This window comes from Kluyvera sp. EC_51, assembly GCF_019584505.1.
Classification (GTDB): Bacteria; Pseudomonadota; Gammaproteobacteria; order Enterobacterales; family Enterobacteriaceae; genus Kluyvera; species Kluyvera sichuanensis.
This window is the reverse complement of sequence record NZ_VDAG01000099.1, coordinates 36151-57051: the sequence shown is the minus strand read 5'-3', so window position 1 is coordinate 57051 and position 20901 is coordinate 36151. Positions and strand designations below refer to the sequence as shown.

Sequence of the window (20901 nt, the reverse complement as noted above, 5' to 3'; positions counted from 1 at the left end):
TAAAAAATGAAATGTTTTTTCATTATTCTGCTGGAGTTCACAGCTAAAATTAATCAGGCAATATTAAATGTGATAAAGATCACTATGCAAACCGTTAACGCGGGTCGTTGTGCAAGATATCTTTATTATATTAGAGGAATCTATGAACGAGAATAAGTTATTAGGGCTGGCATGGATCTCACCGTACATAATAGGGCTAGTGGTGTTTACCGCTTTTCCCTTTATTTCGTCTTTTTTATTGAGTTTTACCCAGTACGATTTAATGAGTCCACCGGAATTTAACGGCATTGAAAACTATCGCTACATGCTGACGGAAGATCCACTCTTCTGGAAATCCATGGCGGTGACCTTTGTCTACGTGTTCCTGACCATTCCCGTCAAACTGGCGTTCGCGCTGGGCATTGCCTTCGTGCTCAATTTCAAACTGCGGGGCATCGGTTTCTTTCGCACCGCGTACTACATCCCGTCGATTCTTGGCAGCTCGGTAGCTATTGCGGTCTTATGGCGAGCGCTGTTCGCCATCGACGGCCTGTTCAACAGCATGCTGGGAGCGATCGGCGTAGATCCGATCAACTGGCTGGGTGAACCCTCGCTGGCGCTGATTTCCGTTACGCTGCTGCGCGTCTGGCAGTTTGGTTCGGCGATGGTCATCTTCCTGGCGGCGCTGCAAAACGTCCCGCAGTCGCAGTATGAAGCCGCGATGATCGACGGCGCGTCGAAATGGCAGATGTTCCTCAAGGTGACGGTACCACTGATTACGCCGGTAATCTTCTTTAACTTTATTATGCAGACCAGTGGTACCTTCCAGGAATTTACCGGCCCGTATGTGATTACCGGCGGGGGCCCGACCTACTATACCTACCTGTTCTCGCTCTATATCTACGATACCGCGTTTAAATATTTCGATATGGGCTACGGCGCTGCGCTGGCGTGGGTCCTGTTCCTGGTGGTGGCTGCCTTTGCGGCCGTGGCCTTCAAATCATCGAAATACTGGGTCTTCTACTCCGCCGATAAGGGAGGCAAAAATGGCTGATCTGCAAACCATGTCTGCGACCGAGCAGGAGGCCGCACGTGAAGTGGCCCGCACGCTGCGCCGCGAAAAAGTGAGTCGGTCGCTGCGTTATACCATTCTGCTGGTGGTCGGGCTGATGATGCTCTATCCGCTGGCGTGGATGTTCTCGGCATCGTTTAAACCGAACCACGAAATTTTCACTACCCTGAACCTCTGGCCGGTTCATGCCACCTGGGATGGTTTTATCAACGGCTGGAAAACGGGGACGGAATACGACTTCGGCCACTATATGATTAACACCTTCAAGTATGTGATTCCGAAGGTGATCCTGACCATTGTCTCTTCAACCATCGTGGCCTACGGCTTTGCCCGCTTCGAGATCCCATGGAAGAAATTCTGGTTTGCCACGTTGATTGCCACCATGCTGTTGCCGAGCACGGTGCTGCTGATCCCGCAGTACCTGATGTTCCGCGAAATGGGCATGCTCAACAGCTATCTGCCGCTGTATCTGCCGACGGCGTTTGCCACACAAGGGTTCTTCGTTTTTATGCTGATTCAGTTCCTGCGCGGCGTACCGCGTGACATGGAAGAAGCGGCGCAGATTGACGGCTGCAACTCCTGGCAGGTGCTGTGGTACGTGGTGGTGCCCATCCTTAAACCGGCGATTATCTCGGTGGCGCTGTTCCAGTTTATGTGGTCGATGAACGACTTTATCGGCCCGCTGATTTACGTCTACAGCGTGGATAAATATCCGATTGCACTGGCGCTGAAAATGTCCATCGACGTGACCGAAGGCGCACCGTGGAACGAAATTCTGGCGATGGCGAGCATCTCGATTCTGCCGTCAATCATTGTCTTCTTCCTGGCGCAGCGCTACTTCGTCCAGGGTGTCTCCAGCAGCGGAATTAAAGGTTAAGAGGGAACTATCATGGCTGAAGTGATTTTCAATAAACTGGAAAAGGTCTACTCCAACGGCTTCAAAGCGGTACATGGTATCGACCTTAAGATTGCGGAAGGGGAGTTTATGGTGATTGTCGGCCCGTCCGGCTGCGCCAAATCGACTACTTTACGCATGCTGGCGGGGCTGGAAACCATTAGCGGTGGGGAAGTGCGCATTGGCGAGAAGATTGTCAACAACCTGCCGCCGAAAGAGCGTGGGATTGCGATGGTGTTCCAGAACTATGCGCTTTATCCGCACATGACGGTGCGCGAGAACCTGGCGTTTGGCCTGAAGCTGAGCAAGCTGCCGAAAGAGCAGATTGCCGCACAGGTGAATGAAGCAGCGAAAATTCTTGAACTGGAGGATTTGCTTGACCGCCTCCCGCGTCAGCTTTCCGGCGGCCAGGCGCAGCGCGTGGCGGTAGGCCGCGCGATTGTGAAAAAGCCGGACGTGTTTCTTTTCGATGAACCGCTGTCGAACCTCGATGCCAAACTGCGCGCGTCAATGCGTATTCGTATTTCCGATCTGCATAAATCGCTCAAACGCTCCGGTAAACCGGCGACCACCGTTTACGTCACCCACGACCAGACCGAAGCGATGACCATGGGTGACCGTATCTGAGTGATGAAACTCGGCCATATTATGCAAGTCGATACGCCGGATAATCTCTACCACTATCCGCAAAATATGTTCGTGGCCGGGTTTATCGGCGCGCCGGAGATGAACATCAAACCGGCCAGTATTGTGCGGAAAGATGACGGTCTGCACATCACCGTTGGCCAGGACACGCTACCGCTTAACGCGCAGCAGCAGGAGAAGGTGGCGCACTACGTCGATAAAGCGGTCTGCTTTGGGATTCGCCCCGAGTACGTTCACGTCTCAACGCAGCCGTTTGCTGAAGGCGGCGGTCGGGGCACGCTTATCCGCGTTGAGAATATGGGCCACGAGTTCTTTCTCTACCTGCAGGTGGGGGATTTTGAACTGACGGCACGTATGCCTTCCGATCAGGTGAAGTCGATTCTGGATGCCGGGCTGAATAGCCAGGTATGGTTCCGCTTTGAGATGGCGAAATGCCATATTTTTGATGCCGAGAGCGAGCTGAATATTACACTTTAAGCAGAGGGAATAAAGAGGTCGCCGTTTAGTGATAAACGGCGACTATGACCTTATTTATTGAGCAAATGCCCCATCTTGGCCGCTTTGGTATCGAGATAGTGGGCATTTTTCGGGTTACGGCCCACGATCAGCGGCACACGTTCAACGATGTTGATGCCCGCTTCGGTCAGGATCTCAACCTTTTTCGGGTTGTTGGTCAGCAGACGCACGGCGTCTACGCCCAGCAGTTTAAACATATCGGCGCACAGGGTAAAATCACGCTCGTCGGCGGCGAAACCCAGCTGGTGGTTTGCCTCAACGGTGTCATAGCCCTGATCCTGCAGCGCGTAGGCGCGGATTTTATTGAGCAGACCGATGTTACGGCCTTCCTGGCGATGGTACAGCAGGATCCCACGGCCTTCTTCCGCAATGTGCGACAGCGCGGCTTCAAGCTGGAAACCACAATCACAGCGCAGACTGAAAAGCGCATCGCCGGTCAGACACTCAGAGTGAACCCGCGACAGCACCGGGGTCTGCCCGGTAATATCACCAAAAACCAGCGCGACGTGGTCGTGCCCGGTTGCCAGTTCTTCAAAGCCCACCATCAGGAAATCGCCCCAAGGGGTTGGCAGTTTGGCTTCTGCCACTCGTTTAAGCTGCATGTGATTCTCCAGATTATCTCAGCGCGATCAGCGCCTTCTGTTTTCCTTATTTTGCCACAACGTGCTTTACTTCACCTAATTGTGCGCGGGTGACCGCTCGTAAAGCGCACAAATTTGACACTTTATCCTTAGGTTGGACGATGACATTGATGCAAGAAGGAAGAGAAATGCGCACCATCGCGGGACGAACGACCATTGCCGCCGCCCTATTGCTACTGATGCCGCTGGCGGTGTGGCTTTCCGGCTGGCAGTGGCTGCCAGCGCCGAGCGGATGGGGGCTACACGCGCTGTATGCGATAACGGAAACCGTGACCCAACCGTGGGGCATTATTACCCATTTGCTGCTGTGCGCGCTGGTTATCGTGATGTTGCGGCCTGGGCGGCGCAATGCGATTATCCTGGTTCTGGTACTCAGCGCGACCGTGCTGCTGGGCCAGGGGGCGAAATCGCTGGTAAAGGAGCAGGTGCAGGAACCACGGCCTTTTGTGGTCTGGCTGGAAAAAACGCAGCAAATTCCCGTCGCACAGTTCTACACTTTAAAGCGTAAAGAAAGGGCGGCGCTGGTGAAAGAACAGCTGGCGCAACAAAATGATATTCCCGGCTTTTTACGCCATCACTGGCAAAAAGAGACCGGATTCGCCTTTCCCTCCGGTCACACCATGTTTGCGGCGACCTGGGCGCTGCTGATGGTGGGGCTGCTGTGGCCGCGTCGTCAGGTGCTGACGGTGGCGCTGGCGATGGCCTGGGCGATAGGCGTGATGGGCAGCCGTCTGCTGTTGGGCATGCACTGGCCGCTGGATCTGATGGTGGCGACGGTGATGTCGTGGCTGCTGGCAACGGTAGCCTGTTGGCTGGTGCGCTATTGGTGTGGGCCGCTGGAAAAAACGGCATAAACGCGGGCGCGGCGAAGAGAATTCAGGGGAAAGGGTTGATTTCCATCGTGGCTAACCACAGATCTAAGCCTCTCAGTGCGCTTTTCCATTTCGTCGTCGCGGTGAAGATGTTATTTTATAAGGCTGGGTGCGGTGTCGACACTGCCAAAGCCACATAACGGGAAGTCATGTGAAATACCTACTCATTTTCTTATTGGTGTTAGCGATTTTTGTCATTTCGGTGACGCTGGGTGCACAAAACGATCAGCTGGTAACCTTCAACTACCTGCTTGCTCAGGGCGAATTCAGAATTTCTACGCTGCTGGCGGTGCTGTTTGCCGTGGGCTTCGCGATTGGCTGGCTGGTCTGCGGCCTGTTCTGGCTGCGCGTGCGCGTCTCGCTGCTGCGTGCCGAACGTAAAATCAAAAGACTCGAACATCAAATGACGCCCGACGCGACGGCACCGGTAACCCCGGCCGTTCCGGCGGCGAAGGAATAATTACATGCTGGAGTTGTTGTTTCTGCTTTTACCCGTAGCAGCAGCCTATGGCTGGTATATGGGCCGCAGAAGTGCACAACAGTCCAAACAGGACGAAGCGAACCGCTTGTCGCGTGACTACGTGGCAGGGGTGAACTTTCTTTTAAGCAACCAGCAGGATAAAGCGGTTGACCTGTTCCTCGATATGCTCAAAGAGGATACCGGCACCGTGGAAGCTCACCTGACGCTGGGCAACCTGTTCCGCTCACGCGGCGAGGTTGACCGCGCTATCCGCATCCACCAGACGCTGATGGAAAGCGCCTCTCTGACCTACGACCAGCGCCTGCTGGCGGTGCAGCAGCTGGGCCGTGACTATATGGCCGCTGGGCTGTATGACCGTGCCGAAGACATGTTTAATCAACTGGTAGACGAAACCGACTTCCGCATCAGCGCGCTGCAGCAGCTGCTGCAAATCTACCAGGCTACCAGCGACTGGCAAAAGGCTATCGATACCGCCGAGCGCCTGGTGAAGCTGGGTAAAGATAAACATCGCGGCGACATCGCTCACTTCTGGTGCGAGCTGGCGCTGCAGCAAATGGGCAATGACGATCTCGATAAAGCCATGTCGCTGCTCAAGCGCGGCGCGGCGGCCGACCCGTCAAGCGCGCGAGTGTCCATTATGATGGGGCGCGCGTGGATGGCGAAAGGCGACTACGCCAAAGCGATGGACAGCCTGCTGCGGGTGATTGACCAGGATAAAGAGCTGGTCAGCGAAACCCTGGAAATGCTGCAAACCTGCTATCACCAGCTCGGCAAAGACAAAGAGTGGGAGCATTTCCTCCAGCGCTGCGTGGAAGAGAACACCGGTGCCACGGCGGAGCTGATGCTGGCGCAGGTGATGGAACAGAGTAAAGGCGGAGAAGCGGCGCAAACCTACGTGACGCGCCAGCTGCAGCGTCACCCCACCATGCGTGTGTTCCACAAGCTGATGGACTACCACCTCAACGAGGCGGAAGAAGGGCGCGCCAAAGAGAGCCTGATGGTGCTGCGTGACATGGTCGGCGAACAGGTGCGCAGCAAGCCGCGCTATCGCTGCCAGAAGTGCGGCTTTACCGCCTATACGCTTTACTGGCACTGTCCATCCTGCCGCTCCTGGTCGACCATTAAGCCGATTCGCGGGCTGGACGGCCAATAACTTCTGAAAAATAGCCCACATAGTTACAACATACTTTAATTTCCTCCTTCGTTCATGCCCTCGGCATTGTGCCTGCCCGGTCACGCAGGTAGAATGCTGCCCGTTTACCTTTTCCGCACCCCGCGTGCCCATCAATAAGAAGGTCCAGTCATGTCCGTTGCTTCATCTTCTTCTCGTGTTGTCACCACCTCTCCCGTTGTTGTTGCCCTTGACTACAATAATCGCGACAACGCGCTCGCCTTTGTTGATCGCATTGACCCGCGTGACTGCCGCTTAAAAGTGGGCAAAGAGATGTTTACGCTGTTTGGCCCGCAGTTTGTGCGTGACCTGCAGCAGCGTGGCTTTGAGATTTTCCTGGACCTGAAATTCCACGATATTCCGAACACCACCGCCCATGCGGTTGCCGCGGCGGCAGATCTGGGCGTCTGGATGGTAAACGTACACGCATCCGGCGGGGCACGAATGATGACCGCGGCGCGTGAAGCGCTGACGGCGTTTGGCGCCGATGCGCCGCTGCTGATTGCGGTTACCGTGCTGACCAGCATGGAGTCTAGCGACCTGCAAGACCTGGGCATTGCACTGTCTCCGGCGGACTACGCCTTGAAGCTGGCAACGCTGACCAAAAACTGTGGTCTGGATGGCGTGGTGTGCTCGGCACAGGAAGCCGTTCGCTTTAAGCAGGAACTGGGCCAGGCATTTAAGCTGGTGACCCCGGGCATTCGCCCAACCGGCAGCGAAGCCGGCGATCAGCGTCGTATTATGACGCCAGAGCAGGCGCTGACCGCAGGCGTAGACTATATGGTTATCGGTCGCCCGGTTACGCAATCCGCCGACCCGGCGCAAACGCTGCGCGACATTAATGCATCGCTGAATCTGGGGGCCTAATGAGCGACAACAACAGCCGTCTGGTCTACTCGACGGAAACCGGCCGTATCGATGAGCCTAAAGCCGCCGTGGTGCGTCCGAAAGGCGACGGCGTGGTGAGAATTCAGCGCCAGACCAGCGGGCGTAAAGGGAAGGGCGTTTGTCTTATCACCGGTATCGATCTCAACGACGATGAGCTGACCAAACTTGCTGCCGAGCTGAAAAAGAAATGTGGCTGCGGCGGTGCGTTGAAAGACGGCGTGATTGAAATTCAGGGCGACAAGCGCGATTTGCTCAAAACGCTGCTGGAAGCCAAAGGGATGAAGGTCAAGCTGGCAGGGGGCTGAGCCAAAGACTCCATAATACAGTCCCCTCTCCCCTTTGGGGAGAGGGAGTAAGATGTCACCCTCACTCACGGTGAAATAAAAAGGGCCCCGATTCTCCTCGGAGCCCTGATATTCGAATTGTGGTTTATTTGCCGACCTGATGGCCGATAATACCACCTACCGCTGCGCCGCCCAGCGTACCCAGCGCGCTACCGTCCGTTAACACGGCTCCACCGATTGCACCTGCACCGGCACCCAGCGCGGTATTACGGTCACGTTTGGACCAGTTAGAACATGCACTCAGCGACATTACCAGCGTTACCGCTAAAACAGCAGCCGTCATTTTTTTCATTGAAGTCATTTTTTTCTCCTGAATATTCTATTCACGGAAAAAGCCCTTTAACTATAGCAGTTGCCACCAGTACTCAGTGCATATTCCGTGAAGCTTGTTGCGCAGGTTGTAAATTTTGTTGCTAAAAGTCACGCAAGTGATAGTTACTTCCTGTTATATCGCTAACATTAATTTTACGAATTTGTGATGTAAGTTCCAGGGAAAAAGTCTTAATTCCGGCGTAGGAAAAGTCTCATAGCGAAACGGGGCAAATGGGGGGAGATAAAACGGGAGAAAACCCGACGCCAGAACAGGCATCGGGCGGGGTGACTAAGGGCGCTTGACGATATTCACGGTAAGCCCGGTTTGCTCCAGCTGCAGCTGTTTTTCCGTGGATAAATTGTCGTCGGTAATCAAACGATTGAAGTGGCTCATCGGCCCGAGCGGATACGGATGCGTAGCGCCAAACTTCGAGCTGTCGGTCAGAACGATGGCTTCGCTGCCTTTTTCCAGCACGGCGTTAACAATATCGGCGCGCATCATGTCGCGACCGGTAAAGCCGGTCTCCGGCTGCCACCCGTCAATACCGATAAACGCTTTGCTGAAATGCACCTGCTGAATGTACTGACGCGTCAGCGGGCCAACCATGCTCTCGCTCTTCTTCTGGTAGATCCCGCCGAGCAGGATAACTTCACCCGGGGTCTCTTTCAGCAGGTGCGCGATATAGCTGCTGACGGTGATGATGGTAATATCCGGCTGCTTTGCCAGTTCGCGCGCCAGCAGCGCATTGCTGCTACCGTTCTCAATAAACACCGTTTCGCCCGGACGCACCAGCGAGGCCGCAAAGGCCGCCAGTTCACGCTTGAGCGCAAAGTTGTTCATCATGCGTGTTTCCACGTCTTCGCTGTCCAGAGGAACGGCGAAACCGTGCGTACGTCTCAGATAGCTCTGCTTTTCCAGTAGATTCAGATCCTGACGAATAGTGACTTCGGAAACGCTGGTCATTTTCGCCAAATCGGCGACGCTCATTCGGCCTTTATCAATCACCAGTTGTAATATGGTTTGCTGTCGGGAATTCATAATCAATGCATCAATGTTTAGGGCGAGGGCGGAAATTGCGATTAGGCCGCCGCTCGCAGGGCGAATGGTGTCAGATTTCCCACGGGGATTTTGGCTGACCTGTGCGGCTGTCGCGTTCGTCTGCCGCGTAGGCCAGTAATTCCGCTTTGAGTATTTCAAGATTATTGATTGCGGAATGGGTGTCGCCGCCAACCAGAATATCAAGTACGGTATCAATACGTTGGGCTACCTGACGCGCATCGAGCTCGGACATAATGGGATCCTGTTGATAAATTCGATTGAAATCAATGATGCAAAATTTACCGACAAAAGAGAAGTGAAAAAATGGCTTACCTTATAACCCCGAATGCTCACTCAGCCAGCGTTCCAGCTCGGCGACGGGCATGGGGCGCGCAAAAAGGTAGCCCTGTCGTTCATCTACGCCGTGCAGCTTCAAAAACGCATCGTCAGCCGCGTCCTCGACGCCTTCCGCAATAATGCGCAAATTCAATGCTCGGGCCACGGCAATAATCGCCACTACCAGCGATTGGGAGACCGAATGGTCATGCACGCTCTGCACAAAAATATGGTCCAGCTTAATGGTATCGATAGGGAAGCGGGCCAGCTGCGACAGCGACGAATAGCCGGTGCCGAAATCATCTAAATGGATTTGCGCTCCCAATGCGCGAAACTGTTCCATCACCGCCAGCGCCTGTTCGGCGTTATCAATAAGGCAGCTTTCGGTCAGCTCGATATCAATCGGGCACGTCTCGAATCCCTGAGCGGCCATCGCCTGTTTCAGATCGCTGAAGATGGCGTGATCGACCAGTTGCCTTGCAGAGACGTTAACCGCCACGCGCAGGTGAATACCACGGTCGCGCCACTGCGCCACCTGACGAATCGCGTCCAGCATCACCCAGCGCCCCAGCGGAACAATCAGCCCCGACTCCTCGGCGTAAGAGATAAAATCCATCGGCGGAATAAGCCCACGTTCGGGCGAGTTCCAGCGCACCAGTGCTTCGAGGCTATGTACTTCGCCGTTTAAGTCCACCTTAGGCTGATAATAGATAACCAACTGGTCGCACTGCAGGGCTTTGCGCAGGTTGGTATCCAGCCACAGATACTCAAATACCCGCAGATTCATCTCCGGTTTAAAGACGCTAAAGCGCCCGCGCCCGTTCTCTTTGGCGGTGTACATCGCCGTGTCGGCGTTGCGAATCAGGCTCTCCCGGTCTTCGCCGTGCTGCGGGGCGATAGAGATGCCCAGCGAACAGCCACTATAGACCTCAATCAGGCCGATGCGGAAAGGATCGCGCAGGCGGGTCAGCACCCTGGATGCCATCGCTTCCAGTTCGCTCTGTGAGGTGTGGGTGGCAAGGACGATAAACTCATCGCCGCCCAGACGTGCGAGGGTCTGGTTCTCTTCCAGGCAGCTTAAAATCGACAGAGCCACCGACTGTAGCAGTTGATCGCCAAAGACGTGCCCGTAGGCGTCGTTCACCTTCTTGAAGTTATCGAGATCGAAATAGACCAGACCAACTTGTTCGTCAGGCTGACGGCTTTCGATGGCACTGCCGATCAGCTCATTGATGGCATGACGGTTGGGCAAGCCGGTGATAGTGTCGGTGTTCGCCAGCACCCGCAACCGTTCTTGCGCTTTGCGCTCCTCGGTAATATCGGTGCCGGAACAGATAAGGTAGATCTCGTTCTTACCGCTACCGCTGTGGACGAAGCGGTTGCGAAACAGAAAAAGGCGTGGCCCTTTGCGGGTTTTGATCCAGCGTTCCACTTCATAGGGCCCGCCGTTGCTAAAAAAACGGCTCACGTTCTCCCGCGCGGCGGCGGCTTCCGGCGCAGACATAAAAAGCTCAAACGCGGTTTTGCCGATCACGTCCTGCTCTTTTACCCCGGTGTACTCTTCGCATAGCCGGTTGAAGCGCTGAATTTTGCCTTCCCGGTCGAGAATAACAATCACCGAATTCGCTTCTGACACCACCTGTTCGGCAAACAGTAGCCCCTGCAGCAGGTCGCGGGCGACGGAGGAGGTATCAAACCAGGAAGACGCCGTACCGGCCCATTCCGTACAGCTCACCTTGCGACCAATAAGATGAATGGGCACATCATGCCCGTTGACCTGAATATTGACCGCCAGGCTTGAGGTGGTGACGCTCATGGTATGAATGCGCTGGGCATTTTCTTCGCTGAGAGGGATGGCGAGGTCGGACCCAGCGCCGGAATCGGGGTCAATGCTTAGGTAGAGGATAGGTTCGGCACGTGACAAACGCCAGTAGAGACTGGTTTCACTGGGGGTTGGGTCGAGCAGATTTTGTGCCAGAGACTTCACCATGCGTGCTCCTCGTACACCTGCATTCGAATGCGTCCGGATCCAATACCATGGTATTCAGTGTGAACGTTTTTTGAAATTTCGCGTAGAAAAAAGAGGGTAGAGGTATAGGGGCGGGCAAAAAAAACGGCCCCCGAAGGAGCCGCTTTAGACAGCAGAGAACGCTTACGCCGCAGGGCGAGCAATCACGCTGCGAGTCTCCATGCGCACTTCCGCAATGGTGACATCAATGACGTCAGTGACCTTATAAACCACTTCACCTTTGATCTGCACGGTACCGCTCTCCTGGCTGCAAACCATCTCATCACGCACGGCGTGCAGGAATGGCGCAGGGATAAAGGCAACCGCGCCGTTATCCACCAGACGTACGCGCATGCCGCCGCGGCTAACGTCGATGATCTCCGCTGCGAAACGGGTATCTTTACCCGCCTGCGGATTCAGATAACGGGCGTACAGCCAGTCAGCCACATCGCGTTCCGCCATGCGGTTCAGGCGACGACGCTCGGCCATCTGCACGGTGACATCTTCTTTCGGACGGGAAGGGTTTTCGCCTTTGATGATCGCTTTCAGCAGACGATGGTTCACCATATCGCCGTACTTACGAATTGGTGAAGTCCAGGTCGCGTACGCTTCGAGGCCTAAACCAAAGTGCGGGCCCGGCTCGATGCTGATTTCCGCAAATGACTGGAAGCGGCGAATGCGGCTGTCGAGGAAGCCGGAAGGCTGAGCGTCAAGCTCGCGGCGCAGCTTGCAGAAACCGTCCAGGGTCAGCACTTCAACCGGGTCGACGTGAACGTCGTGGGTTTTCAGCAGCGCAGCCAGCGCTTCGGTGTTGTCTGGCGCAAAGCCGGTGTGAACGTTGTAGATACCAAAGCCCAGCTTGTCGCGCAGCACGCGAGCGGCGCAGATGTTGGCCGCAATCATTGACTCTTCAACGATGCGGTTAGCAATGCGGCGCGGTTCGGCGACGATATCCAGCACTTCGCCTTTCTCACCCAACACGAAGCGGTAGTCAGGGCGGTCTTTGAAGACCAGCGCATGGGTTTTACGCCATTCGCTACGAATCTGGCAAACGCGCTGCAGCAGGGTAATCTGACGCGCGATGGCATCGGTCTGCGGCTTCCAGTCGCCGCTGTTTTCCAGCCAGTTGGAAACGTCGTCATACACCAGTTTGGCTTTTGATTCGATGTTAGCGGCGAAGAACTCAATGTTGTCTTCGATGGTGCCGTCGGCTGACAGCGTCATGCGGCAGGCCAGTACCGGGCGCACCACTTCCGCGCGCAGCGAACAGAGGTCGTCGGACAGCTCACGCGGCAGCATCGGGATGTTGAAGCCCGGCAGATAGTTGGTGAAGGCGCGAATTTTCGCGGCGTCGTCCAGCTTGCTGCCTTCCACAATCCAGGCGGTCGGGTCGGCGATAGCCACGGTCAGCAGCAGTTTGCCGTCGGCAGCTTCTTCCACAAACAGCGCATCGTCCATATCTTCGGTGCTGGCGCTGTCGATGGTGACGAAGTCGAGGGCGGTCAGATCGCGACGCTCCAGACCTTCATCCTGCATTTCGGTCGCCACGCCGTTTGGCGCTTCTTTTTCCAGGTTATGACGGGCGAGGGTCACCCACCACGGCACAAAGTGGTCGTCACCAAAGGTGATGAATTTGGTCAGCTCAGCGTAGAAGCTACGATCGCCTTTCAGCGGATGACGGCGCATTTCAGCAACGGCCCAGTCACCCTCTTTGAAATCATGTGTGACACCGCGTTCAGCGCGGCAGGGAATGGCATCTTTTAACAGCGGATGGTCAGGAACGATAGACAGTCTGTCATCCTTGCGGTGAATCTTTCCGACAAAACGGGTCAGGAAAGGCTCAACCAATTCTTCCGGCTCGGCGCTCTCTTTCTCTTTTTCAGAGTGGATGACAGCGATAATACGGTCGCCGTGCATCACTTTTTTCATCTGCGGCGGCGGAATAAAATAGCTTTTCTGCGCGTCGACTTCGAGGAAACCGAAGCCTTTTTCCGTGGCTTTTACGACCCCTTCAGCACGAGGCGTCTGGGAGTGAAGTTGCTGTTTTAGCTGCGCGAGCAGCGGGTTGTCCTGAAGCATATTGATCTATTTTCGTGGCCAAAAGAGCGGCTGACATTGTTACGCGAATCTATAGGTTGCAGCAAGCGCTCTTTCACCCTTTTACGTAACTTGTTGCGCGTTGCCAAGGGCGATGCGCAGGCGGTTTAGCCAGCCGCTCAATGCGCTCCAGGCAAGCAGCGTGATGGCATCCGGTACCGAAAGACCTTGCTCGATGACTGGTGTTAGCTGAGCGGCGCTAAACCGGTCCGGCGCACGGGTTAAAAGCTGCGTTGCCTGCGCCATTGCCCGCTCACGCGGATAGTGGTGGCTCCAGGCCTGGATAGCGCGCTCGCCGTTGCGTACCGCCTCCGGAAGGCCGCTGGCGCCTTGCCACTGACCGCTGTAGTAATGAAAACAGCTCGTGCTACCGTTGATGCGGGCCGGGATAAGCGAGGCCAGCGGCTGAAGGGGATGGGCGAAGGCGAGGGCGTCGATAAGCTCACCCAGTCCCTCCAGCAGCGTCTCCTCGGCGACCAGTGCGTTTGCCAGAACCGTAAGTTCGGGTAGCTGCTGCCAGCGTGCCAGCGCGTCACTCTGCGGCGTATTGGCCTGGTGCTGTGCGGTACTGACAAAGTCGGTATGCCACGGCGCGCTTTCACTCTGGAAGCGTTCTGCGTCAGCATCCTCCTGCACCGGCATACCGGGTATCCAGCGCACCGGGAAACCGAGATGCGCCTGGAAAATGGCGATAACGCGCGCCTGAAAGCCGACGAAGCCGACCACCTGGTTAATCAGAATAATATCGTGTGCGGTAAGCCCTACGCCGTCCAGTTGTTGACGTTCGCGCGGTGTGATCACCGACGGTGAGCTGGCAAGCTGGCGGGCATACTGGGTGATTTGCGCCAGCCGATGGTTGCTTTCGCGCGATGAATCCGGCCCCGGCAGCGGCGCCAGACGCGCGGCGTAGTGGTTACATAGGCGCTGAACCCCGGAAACCTGCGCGACGGTGAGTGCAGTACTCAAACGGTCGTAGGCGCTGAAGGTGCGCAGGCGGTTGACGGTGACCACATCCGGGAACAGCGTTTGGGCAAACGTACGGGCAACGCGCAGCCAGCGCTGATTGGCGCTGTAGAGGGCATCAGGTAACGTGAGGTCCAGTAAAAAACGGTCGTCAACGTGTGCGGCTTCGGGAACCAGCGGCATCACGTCGCTGTGTTGGGCTCTCGACTGGGTTTCGTGATACCAGTGGCTTTTGCCGTAAACGCGGCGTGGCTCCATGGGTATTCCTTGATCTATAGGTGGCGAGCCGGCGGGTATTGAGAGGGGTTGCCGGATCGTTATAGGTAAATATCCTGGCGCATGCGTGGCGAGGGAGAAAATATTGTTCGGCGATAATTAATAACTGACTGGAATAACAGAAGGGTAAGAAGCGGTGAATCGTAGCCCGCCGAACGCAGTGACGCCGGAGAAATTCCCGGCGTCGGCGTAAACGCCTTGTCCGGGCTACTGAGTGAGGTGCGTTGTAGCCCGGCCGAACGTAGTGACGCCGGGAAATCTTAAGGCCTACAGTTCGAGTTCGTTCATCGCAGCGATGCTGAAACCGCCGTCAACGTGCACCACTTCCCCGGTTATCCCAGCGGAAAGATTAGAGCACAGGAACGCCGCTGAATTACCGACATCTTCAATGGTGACGGTGCGGCGAATCGGGGTTACCGCTTCGCAGTGTGCCAGCATTTTTCGGAAATCCTTGATGCCGGAGGCGGCAAGTGTGCGAATCGGGCCAGCCGAAATCGCATTGACGCGAACGCCCTCCGGCCCCATCGCGTTTGCCATATAGCGCACGTTGGCTTCCAGAGATGCTTTCGCCAGCCCCATCACGTTGTAGTTCGGAATTGCACGCTCGGCGCCCAGATAGGAGAGGGTTAGCAGAGCAGAGCCAGGGTTCAGCATGCTGCGGCAGGCTTTCGCCATTGCCACAAAGCTGTAGGCGCTGATGTCGTGAGCGATTTTGAAGCCTTCGCGGGTCACCGCGTTGACGTAGTCACCGTCCAGCTGATCCGCCGGTGCAAAGCCGATGGAGTGGACGAAACCGTCAAACGTCGGCCAGACCTTAGCCAGTTCGGTGAACAGGGATTCGATGCTTGCATCTTCCGCCACATCGCACGGCAGGACGATGCTGGAGTTCAGAGAAGCGGCGAACTCTTCTACGCGGCCTTTCAGTTTGTCGTTCTGATAGGTGAACGCCAGCTCGGCTCCTTCGCGCTGCATCGCCTGTGCGATACCGTAGGCGATGGAGAGCTTGCTGGCGACGCCCGTAATCAGAATACGTTTACCGGAAAGAAAACCCATGGTGTTTGATCCTTCTCTTCAGTGTTAGCGGTCTTTACGCCAGGCGTCGGCGGTCAGCGCCTCGCCAAAGTGGCCTGCAATCAGGCGCTTGGTTAAATCGTGCAGCGGGGAGGCCAGCACGTCGGCGGTGCTGCCGCGTTCTACCACTTCCCCCTGGTGCATCACCAGCACCTGATCGCTAATGTGCTTCATCATGCCTAAATGCTGGGTCACGTAGATATAGGAGATACCCTGTTTTTCCTGCAGCTCCAGCATCAGGTTCACCAGCTGCGAGCGCATCGACATATCGAGTGAAGCCAGTGCTTCATCGCAGATAATCACCTTTGGGCGCAGAATCAGCGCGCGGGCCAGGCCCAGACGCTGTTTCTGCCCCGGCGCCAGCATATGCGGATAGTAGCTGACGTGGTCCGGCAGCAGGCCGACCAGGCGCAGAGTATCGATAATCTGCTTCTGGCGCGCTTCCGGTTCGAGATCGGTGTTGAGACGCAGCGGGAAATCGAGGATCTGGGAAATACGCTGACGCGGGTTCAGCGAAGTGCTCGGATCCTGGAAGATCATGCGGATACGCTGGCTGCGGAACGAGTAGTCGCCGAACTCCAGCGGATGGTCGTCAATCAGCAGTTCGCCGGTGGTCGGTTCCACCATCCCCGCCAGCATTTTTGCCAGCGTTGATTTGCCCGAGCCGTTCTCGCCGATAATCGCCAGCGTCTGCTTTTCACGCAGGGTAAAGCTCAGCGGTTTGACCGCCTGCAGCGTCTGACGGTGGAACCATCCGGTGCGGTAGCGAAAGGTCTTACTCAGATTACGCACTTCAAGCAAGGTTTCGACCATTTCACTCTTTCTCCATGTTCAGCGGGAAATGACAGGCGAACAGGTGGTTCTTCGCACCCGTCAGGCGCGGGGTTTCAATACATTTGCGTTGGGCGTAAGGGCAGCGCGGCCCCAGACGGCAGCCCATCGGCAGCTGCTCCAGCAGCGGGATCGCGCCGGATAGCGTATTCAGGCGGCTTTTATGCGGCATGGAACGGCCAAAGTCAGGAATCGCGCGGATCAGCGCCTGGGTATACGGGTGATGCGGAATGGTCACCAGCTCTTCGCTTGGCGCACTCTCCACCGTCTGCCCGCAATACATGACGTTAATCTTATCTGCCCAGTGGGTCAGCATCTGCAAATCGTGGGAGATCAGCAAAATGGTGGTGTTGTTGTTCTGGTTAAGACCGGTCAGCAGACGGAAGATCTGCGCCTGAGTGGTCGGCTCCATGGCGTTGGTCGGTTCATCGGCAATCAGCAAACGCGGCTGATTGGCCAGCGCGATGGCGATCATCACCTTCTGACACTCCCCTTCGGTCAGCTCGTAGGGGAAGCTGCGCATCGCGTCTTTGTGGTCTTTAATCCCCACGCGGTGCAGCAGTTCGATAGCGCGGCGTTTACGCCAGCCCAGACGCTGCCACCAGTGGCCTTTAAAGGTCCAGCCTGGAATGTTCTGCATCAGCTGTTCGCCGATACGTTCAGACGGATCGAGACAGGACTGCGGCTCCTGGAAAATCATCGACACGTTATGGCCGACCAGCTTGCGGCGCTCGCGGTTGGACAGGCGCAGCAGGTCGATATCATCAAAACGCATACGGTCTGCGGTCACGCGCCAGTTATCTTTGGTCACGCCGCAAATTGCTTTGGCGATCAGGCTCTTGCCCGAACCAGACTCACCGACCAGACCGCGAATTTCGCCTTCGGCCAGCGTCATGCTGACCCGGTCCACGGCCTTCACCCAGCCTTCGTTGGTCTTAAATTCGATGGTCAGATTGCGAATATCAAGTAACGGCATTATTCCACCCCCGCGTTGATGGCGCGGCGAATACCGTCGCCCAGCAGGTTAACCAGCAGGACGCTGACCATAATGGCCGCCCCCGGCAGCATCACCGTCCACGGTGCGACGTAGATAAGCTCCAGCGCGTCGCCCAGCATCGCGCCCCATTCCGGGGAGGGCAGCTGCGCGCCCAGATCAAGGAAGCCCAGCGCGGCGATATCCAGAATCGCCATCGACAGCGCACGGGTGATTTCGGTCACCAGTCCTGCGGCAATATTCGGTAAAATCGCAAACCACAGAATGTTCAGCGTCGAAGCCCCGTCGAGGCGGGCGGCGATAACGTAGTCACGCTCCAGCTCGTCGTGCACCATGCTGTAAATCGAGCGCACCATGCGCGGCAGCAACGCCAGCCAGACGGCGAACATGGCATGCGACAGGTGCGGGCCAGCAAAGGCCACCACGATAATCGCCAGCAGCAGCGAAGGGATGGAGAGCAGGGTGTCGAGAATATGGTTCAGCACCGCCGAGCGCAGGCCGCGGGTTGAGCCGGCAAAGGCACCGAGCCCCAGACCAAAGACGGTCGCCCCCAGCGTAACCACAAACGCGCCGCCAACGGTGGGTGCCGCGCCGCTCAGCAGACGGCTTAACACATCGCGGCCCAGGTCATCGGTGCCAAGGAAGAATGACACTTCACCGTAGCGCGACCATGACGGCGGCAGCAGTTGATAGCCGAGGAACTGCTGGTCGATGCCGTACGGGGCAAACCAGCCGCCGAATACGCACACCAGCACCAGCCCGATGCAGCCGTAAAAACCAATCATTGCCGTGGTATCGCCGTAAAACTTACGCCACACGGTGCGCAGGGCACCCGGCGTACGCTTCTCGAGATAGACGCTATCGTAAGGCATACCATTCCTTATGTTTCAGTGGGTTAGCCATAGCACCCAAAATATCGGAGATCACGTTAACGATGATCACCAGCGCGCCAATCACCATCACACCGGCGGAGATCGCCGCATAGTCCTGCTGGCGAATGGCGTTAATCAGCCAGCGCCCCAGGCCCGGCCAGCTAAAGACCATTTCGGTGATCATCGCCAGCGTCAGCATGGTGGAAAACTGCAGCCCCAGACGCGGGATCACCGGCGGCAGGGCGTTATGCAGCACGTGGCGGCGCAGAATGGTCAGGCGAGAGACCCCGCGCGTCGCGGCGGCTTTCACGTAGTTGGTGTCATACACCGCGATGGTGCTGATACGCATCAGGCGCACTACCTCAGTGGTTGGTGCAACCGCCAGCGTCAGCACCGGCAGCACCATATGGCGCAGGGCGCTGATGATCATTTCATGTCGCCACGGTGAGTCGGAAAGCCAGGCGTCGATCAGCGCGAAACCGGTGACGTTTTTCACTTCATACAGTAGGTCAAAGCGCCCGGAAACCGGCAGCCAGCCCAGCGTCAGCGAGAAGAACAGGGTAAGCAGCAGCGCCAGCCAGAACACCGGAATAGAAAAGCCGAGCAGCGCGAAAAAGCTGATGACCTTATCCTGCCACTTGTTGCGGGTGATACCGGCCAGCATGCCGACGGGAATGCCGACCAGCAGGGCGAAGCCAAACGCCAGGATGCAAAGCTCCATGGTTGCCGGGAATACTTCCCGCAGCTGTTCGGATATCGGCTGGCCGTTGATGCTGGAGACGCCGAAGTCCCAGTGCATCACGCTTTCAAACCAGAACACCCACGCGTTCCAGAGTGACGCGCCCTGTAGCGGCGCATGGGGCGTGAAATAGCTCAGGCTGAAGCCGACGAAGGTCAGGAAAAAGAGCGTAACCAGCAGCAGCAACAGACAACGAAGGGTGAAAATAATCATGGTTTCTGCACCTTCTCTTCTTTTTCCCGCGACACGCCCGCAAACGAGGCGTTACCAAACGGACTCAGCACCAGCCCTTTCATATCGTAGCGATAGGCCTGCAGACGCAGCGACGAAGCCAGCGGCAGCACCGGCAGTTCGCGAGCGAGGATCTGCTGGGCCTCATCGTAGGCATCAATGCGCGATGCCAGTTGCTGGGAGTCCAGCGCTTTGCGCAGCACGCTGTCGAATTCGCGGTTACACCAGTGCGTCAGGTTGGTCTGCGAGGTGATGGCCGCACAGCTCAGCAGCGGACGGAAGAAGCTGTCCGGGTCGTTACTGTCGGTCGCCCAGCCGGAGAGCGTCAGGTCATGGTTCATGTCCATCAGCCGAGCTTCCTGGAAACGGCCCTCCACCGGCACGATCACCACTTTCACGCCAATCTGCGCCATATCGGCCTGAATCAGCTCGGCGGTTTTAAGCGGGCTAGGGTTCCAGGCCTGCGAACTGGTCGGCACCCACAGGTGCAGCGTCAGTTTCTGCAAACCTAACGCTTCAAGACGACGACGCGCTTCCTTCGGGTTGTATTCGGTAATTTTAGCTTCGTTATCGTAAGCCCAGGAGGCGCGCGGCAAAATTGAAGCCGCGGTTTCCGCCGTACCGTAGTAGATCGACTGCATCAGGCGCTGGTTGTTGATAGCCAGCGACAGGGCGTGCCGCACTTCAGGGTTATTCAGCGGTGGCTTGTCGGTGTTAAACGCCAGATAGGCGATGTTCATCCCCGGACGCAGCGTCAGGCGCAGACGCGGGTCGTCGCGCAGAATGGTCAACTGGCTGGCAGCAGGCCAGGCCAGCACGTCGCATTCGCCGGTCAGCAATTTGGACAATCGCCCGGTACCGCCGGAGCCTAAATCGACCACCACCTGCGGCATCAGCGGGGTGCCACGCCAGAATGTCGGGTGGCGCTGTAAACGGATGTACTGTCCAGCCCGATACTCATCAAGCTGGAACGGCCCGGTGCCGACCGGTTGGCGGTCGAGCAGCTCCTGGTGATCCTGTTTGGTTAGCTTGTCGGCATACTCGGCGGACATCACCGAGGCGTAGTGGGTGGCCAGATGCCAGAGGAACGAGGCGTCCGGGCGGGTCAGACGAAACTCCACGGTGTGGTTATCCAGCTTGCGCACGCTCTGCACGCTATCGGCAAACTGCAGGCTGTCAAAGTAAGGGAAAGCACCGCCGTTGACGTTATGCCAGGGATGATTGCGATCGAAAATACGTTCAAAGGTAAAGACCACATCGTCGGCGTTCAGCGCGCGCGTGGGCGTAAACCAGCGGGTGGTCTGGAACTGCACGTTGTTGCGCAGGTGGAAGCGGTAGGTCGCGCCGTTATCCAGTACTTCCCAGCTTTCGGCAAGTTCCGGCACCAGACGATAGGTGTAAGGGTCAACGTCCAGTAGACGGTCGTACAGCTGAGCCGCCAGCGTGTCGACAATTAGCCCGCTGCCCGCCTTTTGCGGGTTGAAGGTGTTGACCTGCCCGCTGACGCAGTAGACAAATCCGCTGTCGCGAATATCGCCGCGAGGGGGGGCTAGCGGTTGCGGTGCGGCAATCGCCTGGCCGCAAAAGAGCCCCAATGCGGCGAGGAAGGATGGCAAATTCAGGCGCAT

At 56.7% G+C, this 20901-nt stretch carries 20 protein-coding genes and 1 pseudogene; 8 read left to right on the top strand and 13 right to left on the bottom strand.

Annotated features, from left to right (window positions below):
- Positions 1 to 142 precede the first annotated feature (142 nt).
- The 3 genes and pseudogenes from FHC49_RS18690 (at position 143) to FHC49_RS18680 (ending at position 3068) form a co-directional block, all read left to right on the top strand.
- Complete coding sequence (locus FHC49_RS18690) at positions 143 to 1033, top strand: carbohydrate ABC transporter permease (protein ID WP_035892909.1); 891 nt, start codon at positions 143 to 145, stop codon at positions 1031 to 1033.
- Positions 1026 to 1928, top strand: a complete 903-nt coding sequence (locus FHC49_RS18685) for a carbohydrate ABC transporter permease (RefSeq protein WP_220440558.1) — start codon at positions 1026 to 1028, stop codon at positions 1926 to 1928. The genes FHC49_RS18690 and FHC49_RS18685 overlap by 8 nt, the downstream gene beginning before the upstream one ends.
- Positions 1929 to 1940: 12 nt before the next feature.
- Positions 1941 to 3068: pseudogene (locus tag FHC49_RS18680) on the top strand (ABC transporter ATP-binding protein).
- Between the two features lie 50 nt (positions 3069 to 3118).
- Here the strand turns inward: FHC49_RS18680 and ribA are convergent.
- A complete protein-coding gene (ribA, locus tag FHC49_RS18675) occupies positions 3119 to 3709 on the bottom strand; it encodes a GTP cyclohydrolase II (protein WP_185666043.1) in 591 nt (196 codons plus the stop codon).
- A 167-nt stretch (positions 3710 to 3876) separates the two neighbouring features.
- Here ribA and pgpB point away from each other — a divergent pair, with 167 nt between their 5' ends.
- From pgpB to yciH, 5 genes are all read left to right on the top strand, one after another.
- On the top strand, positions 3877 to 4602 hold the full coding sequence (gene pgpB / locus FHC49_RS18670; RefSeq protein WP_185666356.1) for a phosphatidylglycerophosphatase B: 726 nt from the start codon (positions 3877 to 3879) through the stop codon (positions 4600 to 4602).
- A gap of 169 nt (positions 4603 to 4771) precedes the next feature.
- Complete coding sequence (locus FHC49_RS18665; protein ID WP_185666044.1) at positions 4772 to 5080, top strand: LapA family protein; 309 nt, start codon at positions 4772 to 4774, stop codon at positions 5078 to 5080.
- A gap of 4 nt (positions 5081 to 5084) precedes the next feature.
- Positions 5085 to 6254 carry a lipopolysaccharide assembly protein LapB gene (lapB, locus tag FHC49_RS18660; protein ID WP_185666045.1) on the top strand — a complete coding sequence of 390 codons (1170 nt, stop codon included), beginning with the start codon at positions 5085 to 5087 and terminating at the stop codon, positions 6252 to 6254.
- Positions 6255 to 6404: 150 nt separating this feature from the next.
- A complete protein-coding gene (gene pyrF, locus FHC49_RS18655) occupies positions 6405 to 7139 on the top strand; it encodes an orotidine-5'-phosphate decarboxylase (protein ID WP_220440557.1) in 735 nt (244 codons plus the stop codon).
- Positions 7139 to 7465: a stress response translation initiation inhibitor YciH gene (gene yciH / locus FHC49_RS18650; RefSeq protein ID WP_185666047.1), complete on the top strand. Its 327-nt coding sequence runs from the start codon at positions 7139 to 7141 to the stop codon at positions 7463 to 7465. Before pyrF ends, yciH begins: the two co-directional genes overlap by 1 nt.
- Positions 7466 to 7589: 124 nt before the next feature.
- On the opposite strand, the gene osmB is transcribed toward yciH, so the two are convergent.
- The 12 genes from osmB to sapA all read right to left on the bottom strand — a co-directional run bounded on the left by osmB (position 7590) and on the right by sapA (position 20901).
- The gene (gene osmB / locus FHC49_RS18645; protein ID WP_035896313.1) at positions 7590 to 7805 is read right to left on the bottom strand and encodes an osmotically-inducible lipoprotein OsmB; all 216 of its coding nucleotides are present in this window, start codon (positions 7803 to 7805) and stop codon (positions 7590 to 7592) included.
- A gap of 300 nt (positions 7806 to 8105) precedes the next feature.
- Positions 8106 to 8855, bottom strand: a complete 750-nt coding sequence (locus tag FHC49_RS18640) for a DNA-binding transcriptional regulator YciT (protein WP_220440556.1) — start codon at positions 8853 to 8855, stop codon at positions 8106 to 8108.
- 70 nt (positions 8856 to 8925) lie between these two features.
- Positions 8926 to 9108: a hypothetical protein gene (locus FHC49_RS18635; RefSeq protein ID WP_035896315.1), complete on the bottom strand. Its 183-nt coding sequence runs from the start codon at positions 9106 to 9108 to the stop codon at positions 8926 to 8928.
- Positions 9109 to 9189: 81 nt separating this feature from the next.
- Positions 9190 to 11181, bottom strand: a complete 1992-nt coding sequence (pdeR, locus tag FHC49_RS18630; RefSeq protein ID WP_220440555.1) for a cyclic di-GMP phosphodiesterase — start codon at positions 11179 to 11181, stop codon at positions 9190 to 9192.
- A 162-nt stretch (positions 11182 to 11343) separates the two neighbouring features.
- The gene (locus FHC49_RS18625) at positions 11344 to 13278 is read right to left on the bottom strand and encodes an exoribonuclease II (RefSeq protein WP_220440554.1); all 1935 of its coding nucleotides are present in this window, start codon (positions 13276 to 13278) and stop codon (positions 11344 to 11346) included.
- Positions 13279 to 13359: 81 nt separating this feature from the next.
- Entirely contained in the window at positions 13360 to 14517 is a 1158-nt protein-coding gene (locus tag FHC49_RS18620) for a carboxymuconolactone decarboxylase family protein (RefSeq protein ID WP_220440553.1), read from the bottom strand.
- 285 nt (positions 14518 to 14802) lie between these two features.
- A complete protein-coding gene (fabI, locus tag FHC49_RS18615) occupies positions 14803 to 15588 on the bottom strand; it encodes an enoyl-ACP reductase FabI (RefSeq protein ID WP_185666052.1) in 786 nt (261 codons plus the stop codon).
- 24 nt (positions 15589 to 15612) lie between these two features.
- Positions 15613 to 16419 carry a putrescine export ABC transporter ATP-binding protein SapF gene (gene sapF, locus FHC49_RS18610; RefSeq protein WP_106928998.1) on the bottom strand — a complete coding sequence of 269 codons (807 nt, stop codon included), beginning with the start codon at positions 16417 to 16419 and terminating at the stop codon, positions 15613 to 15615.
- Position 16420: 1 nt separating this feature from the next.
- The gene (gene sapD, locus FHC49_RS18605; RefSeq protein WP_185666053.1) at positions 16421 to 17413 is read right to left on the bottom strand and encodes a putrescine export ABC transporter ATP-binding protein SapD; all 993 of its coding nucleotides are present in this window, start codon (positions 17411 to 17413) and stop codon (positions 16421 to 16423) included.
- On the bottom strand, positions 17413 to 18303 hold the full coding sequence (sapC, locus tag FHC49_RS18600; protein ID WP_185666054.1) for a putrescine export ABC transporter permease SapC: 891 nt from the start codon (positions 18301 to 18303) through the stop codon (positions 17413 to 17415). The genes sapD and sapC overlap by 1 nt, the downstream gene beginning before the upstream one ends.
- A complete protein-coding gene (gene sapB, locus FHC49_RS18595) occupies positions 18290 to 19255 on the bottom strand; it encodes a putrescine export ABC transporter permease SapB (RefSeq protein ID WP_220440552.1) in 966 nt (321 codons plus the stop codon). The genes sapC and sapB overlap by 14 nt, the downstream gene beginning before the upstream one ends.
- Positions 19252 to 20901, bottom strand: coding sequence for an ABC transporter substrate-binding protein SapA (gene sapA, locus FHC49_RS18590; RefSeq protein WP_185666056.1), 1650 nt, complete (start codon positions 20899 to 20901; stop codon positions 19252 to 19254). The genes sapB and sapA overlap by 4 nt, the downstream gene beginning before the upstream one ends.

Bases quoted from the DNA above. Each gene is read 5' to 3' on its own strand.
- FHC49_RS18690 (WP_035892909.1), top strand. From the start codon at position 143: ATGAACGAGAATAAGTTATTAGGGCTGGCATGGATCTCACCGTACATA.
- FHC49_RS18685 (WP_220440558.1), top strand. From the start codon at position 1,026: ATGGCTGATCTGCAAACCATGTCTGCGACCGAGCAGGAGGCCGCACGT.
- ribA (WP_185666043.1), bottom strand. From the start codon at position 3,709: ATGCAGCTTAAACGAGTGGCAGAAGCCAAACTGCCAACCCCTTGGGGC.
- pgpB (WP_185666356.1), top strand. From the start codon at position 3,877: ATGCGCACCATCGCGGGACGAACGACCATTGCCGCCGCCCTATTGCTA.
- lapB (WP_185666045.1), top strand. From the start codon at position 5,085: ATGCTGGAGTTGTTGTTTCTGCTTTTACCCGTAGCAGCAGCCTATGGC.
- pyrF (WP_220440557.1), top strand. From the start codon at position 6,405: ATGTCCGTTGCTTCATCTTCTTCTCGTGTTGTCACCACCTCTCCCGTT.
- yciH (WP_185666047.1), top strand. From the start codon at position 7,139: ATGAGCGACAACAACAGCCGTCTGGTCTACTCGACGGAAACCGGCCGT.
- osmB (WP_035896313.1), bottom strand. From the start codon at position 7,805: ATGACTTCAATGAAAAAAATGACGGCTGCTGTTTTAGCGGTAACGCTG.
- FHC49_RS18640 (WP_220440556.1), bottom strand. From the start codon at position 8,855: ATGAATTCCCGACAGCAAACCATATTACAACTGGTGATTGATAAAGGC.
- FHC49_RS18635 (WP_035896315.1), bottom strand. From the start codon at position 9,108: ATGTCCGAGCTCGATGCGCGTCAGGTAGCCCAACGTATTGATACCGTA.
- pdeR (WP_220440555.1), bottom strand. From the start codon at position 11,181: ATGGTGAAGTCTCTGGCACAAAATCTGCTCGACCCAACCCCCAGTGAA.
- FHC49_RS18625 (WP_220440554.1), bottom strand. From the start codon at position 13,278: ATGCTTCAGGACAACCCGCTGCTCGCGCAGCTAAAACAGCAACTTCAC.
- FHC49_RS18620 (WP_220440553.1), bottom strand. From the start codon at position 14,517: ATGGAGCCACGCCGCGTTTACGGCAAAAGCCACTGGTATCACGAAACC.
- fabI (WP_185666052.1), bottom strand. From the start codon at position 15,588: ATGGGTTTTCTTTCCGGTAAACGTATTCTGATTACGGGCGTCGCCAGC.
- sapF (WP_106928998.1), bottom strand. From the start codon at position 16,419: ATGGTCGAAACCTTGCTTGAAGTGCGTAATCTGAGTAAGACCTTTCGC.
- sapD (WP_185666053.1), bottom strand. From the start codon at position 17,413: ATGCCGTTACTTGATATTCGCAATCTGACCATCGAATTTAAGACCAAC.
- sapC (WP_185666054.1), bottom strand. From the start codon at position 18,303: ATGCCTTACGATAGCGTCTATCTCGAGAAGCGTACGCCGGGTGCCCTG.
- sapB (WP_220440552.1), bottom strand. From the start codon at position 19,255: ATGATTATTTTCACCCTTCGTTGTCTGTTGCTGCTGCTGGTTACGCTC.
- sapA (WP_185666056.1), bottom strand. From the start codon at position 20,901: ATGCGCCTGAATTTGCCATCCTTCCTCGCCGCATTGGGGCTCTTTTGC.